Source organism: Enterovibrio litoreus, assembly GCF_045679545.1.
Lineage (GTDB): Bacteria > Pseudomonadota > Gammaproteobacteria > Enterobacterales > Vibrionaceae > Enterovibrio.
This window is the reverse complement of record NZ_CP166195.1, coordinates 1046191-1060340: the sequence shown is the minus strand read 5'-3', so window position 1 is coordinate 1060340 and position 14150 is coordinate 1046191. Positions and strand designations below refer to the sequence as shown.

General features: G+C 46.4%; 10 protein-coding genes. 8 read left to right on the top strand and 2 right to left on the bottom strand.

Annotation, left to right across the window (positions count from 1 at the left end; genetic code table 11):
- Positions 1 to 50 precede the first annotated feature (50 nt).
- Positions 51 to 1643 carry an ABC-F family ATPase gene (locus tag AB8599_RS20120; RefSeq protein WP_407333510.1) on the bottom strand — a complete coding sequence of 531 codons (1593 nt, stop codon included), beginning with the start codon at positions 1641 to 1643 and terminating at the stop codon, positions 51 to 53.
- Between the two features lie 340 nt (positions 1644 to 1983).
- On the opposite strand from AB8599_RS20120, the gene AB8599_RS20115 reads away from it, so the two are divergent.
- The 5 genes from AB8599_RS20115 (at position 1984) to AB8599_RS20095 (ending at position 7559) form a co-directional block, all read left to right on the top strand.
- Entirely contained in the window at positions 1984 to 3804 is a 1821-nt protein-coding gene (locus AB8599_RS20115) for an ABC transporter substrate binding protein (RefSeq protein WP_407333509.1), read from the top strand.
- A 424-nt stretch (positions 3805 to 4228) separates the two neighbouring features.
- Positions 4229 to 5248, top strand: coding sequence for a sensor histidine kinase (locus AB8599_RS20110; RefSeq protein ID WP_407333508.1), 1020 nt, complete (start codon positions 4229 to 4231; stop codon positions 5246 to 5248).
- On the top strand, positions 5236 to 5985 hold the full coding sequence (locus AB8599_RS20105; RefSeq protein WP_407333507.1) for a LytR/AlgR family response regulator transcription factor: 750 nt from the start codon (positions 5236 to 5238) through the stop codon (positions 5983 to 5985). The genes AB8599_RS20110 and AB8599_RS20105 overlap by 13 nt, the downstream gene beginning before the upstream one ends.
- Positions 5986 to 6159: 174 nt before the next feature.
- Positions 6160 to 6807: a hypothetical protein gene (locus tag AB8599_RS20100; protein ID WP_407333506.1), complete on the top strand. Its 648-nt coding sequence runs from the start codon at positions 6160 to 6162 to the stop codon at positions 6805 to 6807.
- Positions 6808 to 7031: 224 nt separating this feature from the next.
- Positions 7032 to 7559 carry a DUF4136 domain-containing protein gene (locus AB8599_RS20095; protein ID WP_407333505.1) on the top strand — a complete coding sequence of 176 codons (528 nt, stop codon included), beginning with the start codon at positions 7032 to 7034 and terminating at the stop codon, positions 7557 to 7559.
- Between the two features lie 112 nt (positions 7560 to 7671).
- Here the strand turns inward: AB8599_RS20095 and AB8599_RS20090 are convergent, their stop codons facing one another.
- The gene (locus tag AB8599_RS20090) at positions 7672 to 10380 is read right to left on the bottom strand and encodes a M4 family metallopeptidase (RefSeq protein WP_407333504.1); all 2709 of its coding nucleotides are present in this window, start codon (positions 10378 to 10380) and stop codon (positions 7672 to 7674) included.
- 391 nt (positions 10381 to 10771) lie between these two features.
- Here AB8599_RS20090 and AB8599_RS20085 point away from each other — a divergent pair, with 391 nt between their 5' ends.
- The 3 genes from AB8599_RS20085 to AB8599_RS20075 all read left to right on the top strand — a co-directional run bounded on the left by AB8599_RS20085 (position 10772) and on the right by AB8599_RS20075 (position 14148).
- Positions 10772 to 11671: a mechanosensitive ion channel family protein gene (locus AB8599_RS20085; RefSeq protein WP_407333503.1), complete on the top strand. Its 900-nt coding sequence runs from the start codon at positions 10772 to 10774 to the stop codon at positions 11669 to 11671.
- 235 nt (positions 11672 to 11906) lie between these two features.
- Positions 11907 to 13223, top strand: a complete 1317-nt coding sequence (locus AB8599_RS20080; RefSeq protein WP_407333502.1) for an ABC transporter substrate-binding protein — start codon at positions 11907 to 11909, stop codon at positions 13221 to 13223.
- Positions 13224 to 13287: 64 nt separating this feature from the next.
- Complete coding sequence (locus AB8599_RS20075) at positions 13288 to 14148, top strand: carbohydrate ABC transporter permease (RefSeq protein ID WP_407333501.1); 861 nt, start codon at positions 13288 to 13290, stop codon at positions 14146 to 14148.
- The last annotated feature ends 2 nt before the right edge of the window (positions 14149 to 14150 follow it).

The window sequence follows — 14150 nt, the reverse complement described above, 5'->3', positions numbered from 1 at the left end:
CACAAACAAAAACACCCGCATCAGCGGGTGTTTTTTTATCCAAGGCTCGGTTAGTGGTCAACACCACGAGACTTGAGGAATTCGGCGTAAGTACCTTTAAAGTCGGTGATCTTACCGTCTTTAATTTCAATGATACGTGTTGCCAACGAGTCAACAAATACACGGTCATGCGATGCGAAGAACAAAGTACCTTTGAACTGCTCAAGTGCGGTATTCAAAGATTCAATGGATTCCATGTCCATGTGGTTAGTCGGTTCATCAAGCAGCAGCATGTTGGGCTTGTGCATCATTAGTTTACCCAGCAACATGCGGCCTTGCTCTCCACCAGACAGCACTTTAACTGATTTCTTGATATCGTCTTGTGAAAACAGCATACGACCAAGGAAACCACGAACAACTTGCTCGTCTTCACCTTCTTGACGCCATTGGCCCATCCAATCCATCAGGTTCAAGTCTTCTTCAAAATCAGAAGCATGATCCTGCGCGTAATAGCCAAGGTTGGTGTTTTCAGACCACTTGTAGAAACCAGTACGCGGCTCTAGTACGCCCGCCAGCGTGTTCAACAGGGTTGTTTTACCCACGCCGTTTTCACCAATGATTGCGATGCGCTCGCCCACTTCAAAGATGCCGCTAAAGCCAGAGAACAAATCATGCTCAAAACCTTGGCTCAGGTTTTCGAGTTCTAGTGCGTTACGAAACAGCTCTTTAGATTGTTCAAAGCGAATAAATGGCGTTTGACGGCTAGAGGCTTTGACTTCATCCAATTTGATCTTGTCGATCTGTTTGGCACGAGACGTTGCCTGCTTCGCTTTTGATGCGTTCGCAGAGAAACGCGCGACGAAGGTTTGAAGCTCTGCAATCTGTGCTTTCTTCTTCGCGTTGTCGGTCAATAGACGATCACGGGCTTGAGTCGCCGCCGTCATGTATTCGTCATAGTTGCCTGGGTAAACACGCAGTTCACCGTAATCCAAGTCTGCCATGTGGGTACACACAGAGTTCAGGAAGTGACGGTCGTGCGAGATAATAATCATGGTGCAGTTACGCTCATTAAGCGTATCTTCCAACCAACGGATTGTGTCGATGTCCAAGTTGTTCGTTGGTTCATCAAGCAGCATGATATCAGGGTCAGCAAACAGAACCTGTGCCAACAACACACGCAGTTTCCAGCCCGGTGCAACACTGCTCATCAGGCCATAATGTTGGTCTAGTGGAATACCCACGGCAAGAAGCAGTTCACCTGCTTTAGATTCCGCCATGTAGCCGTCCATTTCGGCAAATTCTACTTCCAGATCCGCCACGCGCATGCCGTCATCTTCGCTCATGTCTGGCAGCGCATAAATGCGGTCACGCTCCTGCTTCACGTTCCACAATTCTTTGTGTCCCATGATCACAGTGTCGATAACGGTAAATTCTTCGTACGCAAACTGGTTCTGGCTTAGCTTAGCGACACGCTCGTTAGGATCCACGCTCACGTTACCGCCGGTAGGCTCTAACTCACCGCTCAGGATTTTCATAAAGGTTGATTTTCCGCAACCGTTCGCGCCGATAAGGCCGTAGCGGTTACCATCGCCAAACTTAACAGAGATGTTTTCGAAAAGAGGCTTAGCGCCAAATTGCTGGGTGATATTAGCTGTACTAATCAAAGTTATTACTATCCTGAGCTATGAATACAAAACGCCGCAAGAGTACAGAGATCGTTCCATTACTTCAAGTAAACAGAGAATTGAGTCACAGTCTGACACTAAAAAATCGAGTATCTACGTCATTGCCAGTGAAAGCCCCCCCCTGCTAAGCACTCTTTTCTCTAGCCCTTGAGCACCCCATAACCACCAACAACCAATTGATTGTTTTAAGCTTCCTACTTCTCATATCCTACTTTTTGTTCGACGCACCTGCTGATATTGAAACTACACTTACAAGCTAGACCGTCTCATTATTGAGGCGTGAAATCGCATTCAAAACGACACCGTAAATGGGATAGCTATGAGCAACCGCTTTCGATACATCACAAAAACCACCGTCGCTCGATTATTCAGTCTTTATTTTCTCGCCATGGCCGTCGGTGTTTTACTGACGACAAGTGTCATCATGATGGCATCCCCCCATGCTTCTGCGGAAACAGATGCCAAACAAATACTCTTCATCAATTCACATCACCGCGGCTACGGATGGAGTGATGAAGTAGAAAACGGCTTAAGAGAAACGTTAGCATCCTCAGCGGTGCCTATAGAGCTATCTGTCGTATACCTTGATGCGCTTCGTCACGATGCCTTACCCATCAAAGATAAATTGGCTGATATTCTTAAGCTCAAACGCGTTTCTGATGCGACAGATCTAGTTATCACCTCAGATAACGCCGCCATTGAATTTGCATTGGCTCATCAAAAAGACCTGTTTCCTCGCCAACCAATTATTTATACAGCGCTAAAGGATGTGTCGACCGACGCGTACGACATGAACCCACTCGTGACAGGAATCGCCGAATATACCGATTACCAACAAGCCATCGATGTTGCCCTCTCTCTGCATCCAAAAACACAAAGTCTGGCGTTTATTGGTTCGCAGCGTGAACCTCACAATCAACGCATTGTCGACATCATCAAAAAAAGCGTTGTTCCTGCATTCGCAAACAAACTCGACATAGAGATCTACATAGACAAGCCACTTGATGAACTCGATGCCGCTTTAAGCCAACTCCCGACCAACACCGTCCTCTTTGCGCTCAGCAATACTTTACCTAAAAGTGATGGGACGCTTTATAGCCCCGCTGAAACAGCGCGCCTGTTAGCATCTGTGACGCCTTTTCCTGTCTATACCTTTTGGCACTCACATATTGGACACGGCGCACTGGGTGGTCAGATTGTGACTGGATTCAGTCAAGGGAAAGCTGCAGCGCAACTGGCACTGCAAGTATTAGCGTCAGATATTAATGCACCGCTACCTGATCATCAGACGGCACCAGCCTCGTTATTCTTCGACTTAGAGGCAGTGGAAAATCACAGAATTGATAAAACACGACTGCTAGAAGGGGCGAGGTTCATTAACTATCAGCCACCCATTTGGCAGGAATATAAAACAGAAGCCTTAACGACTCTGGTTGTCGTGTTTGGTCTTCTCTCACTCGTGCTCGCGTTCGTATTGCTCGCAAAACGACAAACCGAGACCATTCACCAGATAAGTGATGAAAACACCGAACTCACTCACGCCTTAGATATAAACCAAGAAGCATTAGAGGATGTGACGCACCAACTCGAAGAAGTCAACACCATTGATGATCTTACGGGATTGGCCAACGTTCGTCATTTTAACGACATGCTAGATAAAGAGTTACGCCGAGCAAGCCGCTATAAAACGCCCCTCAGCTTATTGCTTGTTTCGGTTGATCAATTCGACGGCTACCTTGATACCCATGGTGAAGACGATGCTAACAAAAAGCTTGCTGTGATAGGCCAAGTCATCAAAAACACCTGTCAGCGATCTTCTGATGTGCTCGCCTTTCTTCTCAACGGCAAATACGCCATTATCTTGCCGCACACCACACGCGACAACTCGAAAGTGGTCTGTCAGAAATTACACGATGGCCTAAAACAGCAAAATATTCCCTTCATCTTGTCAAAAACGGGCGCACTTACACTAAGCATTGGGTTGTCATCACTTGAAAGTACCGCTGACCGCATTAACCCTCAACATATGTTTAATACCAGTGAAATGATGCGCATTGATGCAGAAAGACAAGGCGGCAATGGAACGCGATCTGATGTGATTGAGATTCACTCATCGCCCAACACATTGCAGGGGAATTAGTATATCCAAGCAACCTCACGATACAGGATTCAGAGCATCTTGAGGTTGTTCAGGTATAGGTACTACTCACGCCCGCTTTATTCCAACATAGCGCGGTTTATCGGCAAATATTCACCTTTATCTCATCCGTTAACACTGGTGGAAATTTTGCGTTAACGTGGCGCTGTTGGTTGTTTTTCCAATCTTGTATTACCAAACATGACGGAAAAGCCACTGTGCATCCGAAATACCTTATCGAAAGGCGCGCATATTTTTTGCTGCGCCTATTTTTTAATCACGTATTTATTTCAACGTTGAATATGATGCGTTGGCTAAGTGAAATTTGTAGTTTTCTCGACAATTATCACTTTCCTTCGAAGATCTAGGTGTTTCGATTTGCCCTGATAAAAATTAACATCTTCTAAGAATTATTAGGCAATCAAACATGTCAAAAATTTTCTCACGCATTGACCGAACCATAACAATTGTGACTACAGTTGTGAGTCTCATTATCGCCTATTGTACTCAGCATATTTTTGGCGGTTCATTGACCTACCATCTCGCCATTTCACTCGGATTCGGCATCACATTTACCCTTTCCAATGCTTATATCAATAACATGTTCCCCCACTGGCCCAGCGGAAAGTGTATCTTAGTTGCTACCGTTGGTGGCATGCCTTTTGGGATCATCAACATGCTTTTATGGATCTATGCTTACAAAGGGATCTGGAAGGTAGATGCCATTATCCCCGCACTATTAGCGACGGTCGCTATCGCCTTTTTTATGGCTTATTTCTATGTTGCCAGAGAACGCGCCACGCGTGCAGAATCAGAACTAAAAGACATTCAATTGCGTCAAGCGGAGCAAGAAAAAGCGCTCATCAATAGCCAGCTAAGAAACCTTCAAGGGCAAATGGAACCTCATTTCCTGTTTAATACCTTGGCAAACATTCAAATTCTGATTGATACCGACGCAAACAAAGCAAAGACACTGCTTGGTAAAATCACCGATCTACTTCGAGCCAGTCTTAAACAGCAGCGAAAAGATACCATCACACTAAGTGATGAAATAAAACTCCTCGATAGTTATTTAGCGATACAACAAATCCGTCTTTCTGAACGTATGGCATATAGCATCTCGCTTGATGAATCTATCTCACCACAAACCTTGATCCCTCCCTTTTTAATTCAACCTGCAGTAGAAAACGCGGTTATTCATGGTATTGAACCTTCGATTAAAGGCGGACACATTAATCTGCATTTTTACCGTGACGGTAACATTGTTACGGTTGAAGTATCAGATAACGGGATTGGTTTTAATGAGGCCTCAAAAGGAAACGGTCTTAGCATGAAAAATGTCAGACAACGTCTTTCAGCTCTCTATGGAGAGCACGGAAAGCTCGAACTCTTTCCACATCGTGACGGCGGGTTTACAACAAGGATTTCTATTCTATGCGCGCATTAATTGCCGATGATGAACCATTGCTTCGCCACCATTTGAGCAAATTACTCGGTGAGTTAAGCACAAATATTGAAGTCGTTGCGAGTGTAAAAGACGGCATTGAAGCCGTTGAGAAAATCAAGCAACTCACCCCCGATGTGGTGTTCTTGGATATAAGAATGCCTGGGCTTGATGGCTTAGAAGTGGCAACCGCCATCAACCAACTTGATGTGTTACCACACATCGTATTTGTCACAGCTTATGATCATTATGCGATTGAAGCTTTCGAGAAGGGCGCCATTGATTATTTGGTTAAACCCATTGATGAAACCCGCTTACAAAAAACATGTGAAAGATTAGAGAATCAATTTGAGCAAAGCCTTAATCGAGACGACCTCATTCAACTTATTGCCAAAACCCAAGTGAAACGAGAAACACCGCTGACATGGCTAAAGGCAGCGAAAGGTGAAGATATACATCTCATCCATGTTGATGACGTTGATTATTTTAAGGCAGAAGACAAGTACGTTACTGTTGTGACTCAAGGCAATGAATACATCATCAGAACACCATTGAAGAACCTATCAAAAAGTTTGTGCAGTGATACTTTTTGGCAGATCCACCGTTCTATCATTGTGAAGGTCGCATCGATTAACCGCGTTTCAAGAGACATCACAGGGAAAATGGTGGTGGAGATGTCTAATGACAATCGCAAACTTCCCGTCAGTCGCAACGCCAATGCATTGTTCAAACAAATGTAGTTTTCTCATCCATCATATTGGGCAATGCTCTCAGCGTCTGTATTTGCTATTTATCCGTAAGATTTACCTTTTGTCGCATCGCACTTTTCATTATACATATGCGGTATAGAGTGGCGGCATATCAAACACATTGCTTCGTACTGGGAGGCAACCATGCCCCTTAAAGACAACTTCATGAGTCGTTCAGCCCTCGTTGGTATCTTCGTTTTTACTAGCATCATTCCTATCTGGTTTGCACAAGTAAATGCCGACCCTATCCCAAAAACCCTGCAGGAAGTATTCATCGACGCGACTTCAGGTGTCAGCGGTGCAGGAGAGCGTGTGTTAAGCGCAGTAGATAGCCTACTCCGACAATATCCTGAAGATGCCCTGCTAACGGCTTACTACGGAAGTACTCTCTCTGTAAAAGCACGGGATTCTTGGCTCCCTTGGAATAAACAAAAGTACTCAACCCTCGGGATGGCTTCACTCAACAAATCGCTAGAATTGCTTTCCAACGACTCCTTTTCTAAACCCTATTACGGTCTGAATGAAGGTATTTACATACAGTCGATTGCTGCCATTACCTTTGCAAACACGCCAGAGTATCTTCATCAAAAAGAGCGCGGTTATAACATGCTTAAAAACATGATGGCGTCGGAGCAACTCAAGTATTACCCATTTGGCCCACAAGCTTGGATACATATTGGTGCCGTTAAAGCGGCTTTAGATATGAATGAACCACAGTTAGCGCAATCTTGGGCAAAAGAAATGCAAAAGCTGGCTCCTACGCACCCTCTGACGCAAGAAGCCCTATCTCTTATCGCCGATACCAACACCTAGCCGCATTCATTAAGGGCCTGAACTGCCCTTAATGAATATTCAATCTGCAATGCCAAAATTTCCCGCATGATTTCAAATTCAGCAACTTTTTTGTCCGTTTAGTGGTCTATAGCCTTATGCTGACCCTTTCCTTGCAGACAGATACCCAAACAACCTCAAAATGCTTGGGTATATGTCGTCGCATCTAGGTCATTATCTACTTCATTATGCCTGAGAGGACTATCATGCACTTACGTCTGATTTCACTTCTTGTTACCTTGCTATTGGTGGGGTGCATGAAAAGCGTGTATACCGACTACGATCAACAGTATTCCTACAATGACATTCAGTCTTTCGAGATCGTTGCACATCCTTCATCAACGCCGATTTCTTTGGATGACAGCCGGATAAAACGTGCAGTAGAACAAGAACTTCTTCTGCTAGGGCTAACGGAAGCAGATAGCAACCCAAGTGTGAATGTTCGCTATTTTATTGAGCCTAAGACGGAAAGTGTCGCTTATGGCCCTTCATTTCGTTTTGGCTATGGCTTTAATCGCGTTGGTATCGGTTACGAAACCCCTGTGCGTGTTGAAGAGCGAGAGTATGGCCAGTTGGTGGTTGAAATGGTTGACCCAAGAACAAACCAAGTGATTTGGCGCGCCGTATCGAAAAGAAAGTTGACTGATAGCATGACGCCATCCAGCAAGAATGCTTTCATTCAGGAGCAAGTCAAAGAAATGTTCAAACAGTTCCCGCCAGAGAAAAACACATAGTCCAGCAATATTTCCGCGGCAAAACCAATCTGCGGCAAACCAATCTGCAGCAAACCAATCCGCGTCAAACCATTTGGACACTGCGGAAACCATCGCATTTAAATGATGCCCTCTAGCTACGAGCGATGGCTTCACCTACTGAGCAACCTGAAGGTGAAGACTGCCGAATCGTATCTACCCGCTGATTCTTTCGACTCATGGCTTTGGAGGACAACAGCAATATTGCTGCAAAGAAACTTAGAAAAAATGCGTTCCCGCCACCACCTCCGCCGGAATCCACACTGGGCTGACTCGATGTTTCTGACATCGACAACGTCGCTCCCTCAAAGGCTTGAACTCCATATATCATCACGTAGTAGGTTCCTGCACTCAGTCCAGACAAAAGGCAGCTTTCTTGATTTGAACTGGACGACGATCGGCAGTCATACTCTGCGGTAGTCGGCGCTTCTCCTGCTCGTACATAAAGGTCTGCATCCCCTATTCCTCCAGCCAAAGAAATGGTGACCCCCCCAGCAGAAAAACCACTGGCGTTTGGTGTAGCACGGTTTGACGCTAATACGCCGGCACTGGTCACGGTAAAAGAGTAATAGATTGCCGCCCCGGGGGAACCCTGCAGATTGGTAACGGGTATGGCTGGGTCAATAGGATCAGCACGCTGTTCTGGCGGCAATGGTGGCGCACTTTTTTGCAAAGATAACGCCACCCCTGCAAAGTCGCTATAGCCATGAAGCATCACATAGAATGTATCTCCCACGTCGCCAGATGCCGTGCATGTTTCGTTGTTTCCATAGTAGTAGGGTCGGCAATCGAAATCTGATTGAGACGGCGCGCTACCAAGATTCAAATACAGGTCGGCGTCGCCAGAGCCACCAGCAATACGCACATCCAAGTCACTGCCGTCTTCTGGTATGGAGAAAATATAGAACAACATGTCACCCCGACTGCCCGAGAGACTCAACACTGTGTCACCCACCGCCAATGTTTGAGGCGGTGTCACGTTGACATCAAGCTCAATCGTTGCGCCGCTATAACTCGAGTCCCCCACGACCAACACGTTGTACTCGCCGCTTCCTTGCAAGGTCACGTCGCAAACCTCATCGTTGCTTGCCCCAGCCGCAACGCAATCATAATCTGAAGGCGACGGCCAACCATTGTATTTCACGTACAAATCCGCATTGCCCGAACCGCCAGATAAGGTCACCGTGGCATTGTCCGTGTTGGTTGGGAGCGAGAAGTAGAAGTAAGTTTGAGATCCAGCACCGCCACTGATATTCGCGACAGGAGTTTCATCCGATAGCTCAACCGCATCTAAACAGGCGTAAACTCCCACCTGTTCAAAAGCATTCACCACATCTGAGGTGTTGTAACCTAGATCGTCGGCGGCACGAACAACACCACAGCCACCATCATCAAAATTCGAATTGGCTTCCCAGTATAGTTTGTTGGCAAACGCAAAAGCTTCAAATGCCTTTCTAACATCCCACCCCGACGTGGTAGCGAGTAGATAAAATGCGCGATTAAACACACCGCTCGAATAGTGAACATCCAAACCAGGGTAATACTCACTGGCATGGTCAATTGAACGACCATCGTTAGACGGTGTCACGAAATAGCGCAGGCCGCTGCCAGATTTAAAAATGTCCGCGCCGACCACCCAATCAACACTGCCCTTCCAGTAGTACTCTGCGGCTTCCCCCGCAATATCGGAAAACGCTTCATTGATGCCGCCGGACATGCCGCTGTATATCAAATCAGAGTTCTGATCGGTAAAGCCATGACTCACTTCATGTGCTGACACATTCACATCGACCAGCGGATAAAACGTGCTGTAGCCATCACCAAAGGTCATGGAAGCACCATTCCAGAATGCATTCTCATAGTTGTTGCCGTAGTGCACACGCATCACAAGTTGAAACGAAAGCGGCGCCATGCTTAACCAATCGTTGTACATGTCAAACACCAGCTGGCCGAAGAAATGTGCATCATTCAATGGTGAATAGGCGCCATTAATGCTTTTATGCGTATTGATGTTGCTACTGTCATTACAGGTGTAGGAGAACGCTGTCGAACCCGAGGTTCCATGGTTCAAATTCACGGTTTTCACGTTGGCGTTTTCGAGCGTGCAAGTGTTACCCACTTTATCAATGCTAAGCCCCGCGTAATCATCACCATAGTCATAAAGCCCTGTTTTTGTGTTACCACCCGGCCCTTGCCCAATATCGGCGGCATGCGCTAACCCTTCCCACATTTTGAGGATTTCCCCCGTTTTGGCATCAATGTAGGCGTGGGGTCGTGTCGGTTTCTGAGTGGGAACAAAAAAGCTAACTTCGTAGGCAAGGTAAGGGGTGTTGTTTTTATCAAGCCACACAAACAACTCACTGGCTTCATCTTCCGGGATGGCAACATCGACAAAAGGGGGAGAAAGTAGTTGCCGGTCTTTTAGACGTTGTTTCGCGCCTTGATGGCTCAATGATGGCGTCACTTGCGGTAGGCTCTGAGATAACCCAACCACATGTTTGCCGAGCGCGTTGCTGTACCCACCTCCCGATTTGTCCGATACGATACGGCCCTTACGGACAGGCAGCCCCTGATAATATTGCTGATGTTTTGACTTCACCTTGCCGTTGGGCAACACCACGGTTTCAACGGGCACAAACCCAGAAAAAGGCGTCTGATTTGCTGAGTATGATCGAGCCACTGGCTGAGCATCAGAAAGCAATGGACTGTTTCCACTGACGTGTTCAATCGTCGCACCGTAAATGGCCGCCGCAGGTACAAGGGCAAGGGAGAAAGTGACAACTCGACGCCAGTTGAACATCATTAAATCACCATTTTCAATTAGGAGACATCTGATTCCTTATTAATAATGGTTGACGATCACTCATTGATAAAGGCAACGGTTGATAATGATGCTGTTTATTTTTTATCCAATACCAGGCGCACATTTTAAGCGCTAGCAGTTCAATTGGTTACATTCTTTCCTGATCATGTGTGCGAACCATCTCGCCTGAACACTCGAATAATGTGAACAGAAAACCCCCACAACCAACGGGCTTCCCATCTTCACGCTAAACTTTAAGAAATGAGTCCCCCACAAACTGCGCAATATCAAAAACAGAGCATGCTCTCCCTTGATCAGGCTCTATTTAGTCAGTAGTGTGGCGCCGAAGGATTTTATCGATTTAAAAACCCACGTTTAACAGGAAGCACCAGTGGAACAACTTCAGTCACTTATCACGTTTTTTAGTGAACATAAATTTCTCCTGACCTTGTTGATCATTGCTGTCATTTGGACCATTCGACGCATCATGATCCGACTCATTTGGGGCGATACAAATTTTCTGAGCGAAGAACAACGCAAATGGATTTCGCAAACCAAAAATGGGTCATTTACGGTGCTTCTCATCGTGATGTTTTTGGTGTGGCAATCAGAAATCAATGAGTTTGCCCTTTCACTAACGGCCATCGCGGTTGCGGTTGTTGTTGCCTCAAAAGAGATTATTTTGTGTTTTACTGGCTCTATTCAGCGCGCAAGTTCACGATCATTTCAGATTGGTGAATGGATTGAAGTCGGTTCACAGTGTGGGGAGGTGATCGAACATAACCTGATCGCAACCAAAATTCAGGAAATCGACCTTTACCACGGTACTTATAACTACACAGGTAAAACGGTCACCTTTCCAAACAGCTTGTTTTTCACCACACCAGTGAAAAATCTAAATTTCATGAAGCGCTATGTTTATCATGAATTTAAAATCACTGTAAAAGAGACAGCTAACCTCTATCCTTTGGTGCCGAGCCTGCTCGCACGCATAGACGACCATTGTGAAGATTTTTATGACGTGGCAACACGATATAATCACGTCATTGAGCGTCATGCGGGCGTCGATCTTCCTGGCGCAGATCCTCATATTTTGGTCACATCAACAGAATTAGGCGACCCGCAAGTGCATATCAGATTGTTCTGCCCGACCGAACGAGCGATCGAATTGGAACAACTGGTTCGCGAAGATTTCATGACGCTTTACTGTGAGCGAATACTCAAACAAGCGCCCGTTTCCATCTCAGAGGATCTTCTGACAGAGCTCGATTCTAAAGCGCTACACTGCTAATTCTTTCAAATATCTCCATAAAAAGGCTGCCTTAGAAACGGGGCAGCTTTTTTGTTTTCACGCCCAATAATGCCGACAGCAGGTCCCCCCAGAAGTAAAGAATTCATCATTCCACTGGAAGAAAAGTACTTTTCTTCACCTCTTTTATTCACTATTGCCTTTTTTTGTACTTACATTGTTAAACAGATGTTAACAGTAATTTGATATTCATCTTTTCAACCGTGAGGAACTAAAAATGCTGTCTACAAGGAAAACGTTAACCGCCTTTGCTGCATGTTGTACCGCTTTCTCAATGTCCGCTTATGCGGCGACCGAATTAACCATCGCAACGGTGAATAACGGTCACATGATCGAAATGCAAAAGCTCAGCGAAGAGTTTGAAAAGCAGAACCCCGACATCAAGCTCAACTGGGTGACACTCGAAGAAGGTGTACTTCGTCAACGCGTCACTACAGATATCGCGACCAAAGGTGGTCAGTTTGATGTCATGACAATCGGTATGTACGAGACGCCGATTTGGGCAGAAAAAGGTTGGTTGAAAGAAATCGAAACCGACGAAGCATATGACGTTGACGATCTCCTGCCAGCCATGCGCGCAGGTTTATCGGCAGACGGTAAACTTTATGCCGTTCCTTTCTACGGCGAGAGTTCCATGGTGATGTACCGCAAAGATCTGGTCGACAAAGCAGGAATGACAGTGCCAGACCGCGCAACGTGGGGACACATCCGTGACGTTGCGGCTGCCATTCACGACCCCGATAACGGTGTTTACGGTATCTGTCTTCGTGGTAAGCCAGGCTGGGGCGACAATACCGCTTTCGTCACCACCATGGCTAACTCGTTTGGCGCTCAATGGTTTGATGAAGATTGGAAACCGCAGCTAAACTCGCCAGAGTGGAATCATGCCGTTAACTTCTACGTGGATCTTCTGAGCACCTATGGCCCTCCAGGCTCAAGCTCGAACAGCTTCAATGAAATCCTCGCACTGTTCAATGAAGGCAAATGCGGTATGTGGATTGATGCCACCATTGCGGCATCATTCATCACCGATCCCAAACAGAGCAAAGTGCATGACAAAGTCGCCTTTGCACAGTCTCCCGTCGCTGTTACCGATCGCGGTGCAAACTGGCTCTGGGCTTGGGCACTGGCAGTGCCTGCTGCAACCAAAAATACTGATGCCGCACAAAAATTCGTGACTTGGGCAACGTCAAAAGACTACATCAAGTTAGTGGCTGAGAAGAATGGTTGGGCAAGCGTACCCACTGGCACTCGTCAATCAACCTATGAAACACAAGCATTTCTTGACGCTGCTTCTTTTGCAGAAGCGGAACTGGCTGCCATTAATTCGGCAGACCCCGCCAACAGCACACAGAACCCGAGCCCTTACGTAGGGGTTCAATTTGCTGCCATCCCTGAATTCCAAGCCATTGGTATTGCAACAGGTCAGCAATTGTCTTCTGCATTAGCTGGAAAAACGACAGTAGAAAAAGCGCTACAAAGCGCCAACAAGTCAGCGGATCGCGAAATGCGTAAGTCTGGCTACTACAAGTAATTGTCCTTTCGCCGGACAGTTCGCTGTCCGGCTACTTCTTCTTCAGTTTTTCGGATAGTCGCTCATGCAAAAATGGTTGCCTCGACTGTTGGTTGCGCCCTCCTTTGTCAGCTTGCTGCTCTGGATGATCGTCCCTCTCTCCATGACGATATATTTCTCAACCATCAGATATAACCTACTTTACCCCGGAGAGAACGAATTCATCGGTTCGATGAATTTCGAATTTTTCTATACCGACGATGCTTTTTGGCCGGCACTGTTCAATACCTTAACCTTAGTGGGCATGGTATTGGTGGTGACAGTCATTGGTGCGCTACTCATTGCCATTGCACTAGACAAGCCCTTTTTTGGACGAGGCATCGCCCGCGTTTTGTTAATTTCACCTTTTTTCATCATGCCAACCGTCAACGCACTGATCTGGAAAAACATGATGATGCACCCCGTATACGGCGTGCTGGCTTCACTTTGGGAAAGCGTGGGGCTCGAACCCATCGATTGGCTAACGGCTTTCCCGCTTGGTTCCATCATTACCATGATCAGTTGGCAATGGATGCCCTTTGCATTGCTGATTTTCATTACATCGCTGCAATCGATGGACCACGAGCAAAAAGAAGCAGCATTGCTTGATGGTGCAACAGGTTGGCAAGTATTCCGTTATCTCACCTTGCCACACTTAGCGCGCCCTATTGCCGTCGTGATGATGATTGAAACCATCTTCATGTTATCGATCTTTGCTGAGATTTTTGTCACCACTGGCGGCGGCCCAGGATACGAGTCTACCAACCTCGCTTTCCTGATCTTCGCGCAGGCGCTAATGCAGTTTGACGTGGGTGTCGCCTCTGCAGGTGGCTTGATTGCCGTCATTCTTGCCAACATTGTTGCGTTTTTCCTCATTCGCGCAATTGGCAAAAACTTGGTCGCTTAAGG

Excerpts from the sequence above, each read along its gene's own strand:
- AB8599_RS20115 (WP_407333509.1), top strand. The coding sequence starts at position 1,984 with ATGAGCAACCGCTTTCGATACATCACAAAAACCACCGTCGCTCGATTA.
- AB8599_RS20110 (WP_407333508.1), top strand. The coding sequence starts at position 4,229 with ATGTCAAAAATTTTCTCACGCATTGACCGAACCATAACAATTGTGACT.
- AB8599_RS20105 (WP_407333507.1), top strand. The coding sequence starts at position 5,236 with ATGCGCGCATTAATTGCCGATGATGAACCATTGCTTCGCCACCATTTG.
- AB8599_RS20100 (WP_407333506.1), top strand. The coding sequence starts at position 6,160 with ATGAGTCGTTCAGCCCTCGTTGGTATCTTCGTTTTTACTAGCATCATT.
- AB8599_RS20095 (WP_407333505.1), top strand. The coding sequence starts at position 7,032 with ATGCACTTACGTCTGATTTCACTTCTTGTTACCTTGCTATTGGTGGGG.
- AB8599_RS20090 (WP_407333504.1), bottom strand. The coding sequence starts at position 10,380 with ATGATGTTCAACTGGCGTCGAGTTGTCACTTTCTCCCTTGCCCTTGTA.
- AB8599_RS20080 (WP_407333502.1), top strand. The coding sequence starts at position 11,907 with ATGCTGTCTACAAGGAAAACGTTAACCGCCTTTGCTGCATGTTGTACC.
- AB8599_RS20075 (WP_407333501.1), top strand. The coding sequence starts at position 13,288 with ATGCAAAAATGGTTGCCTCGACTGTTGGTTGCGCCCTCCTTTGTCAGC.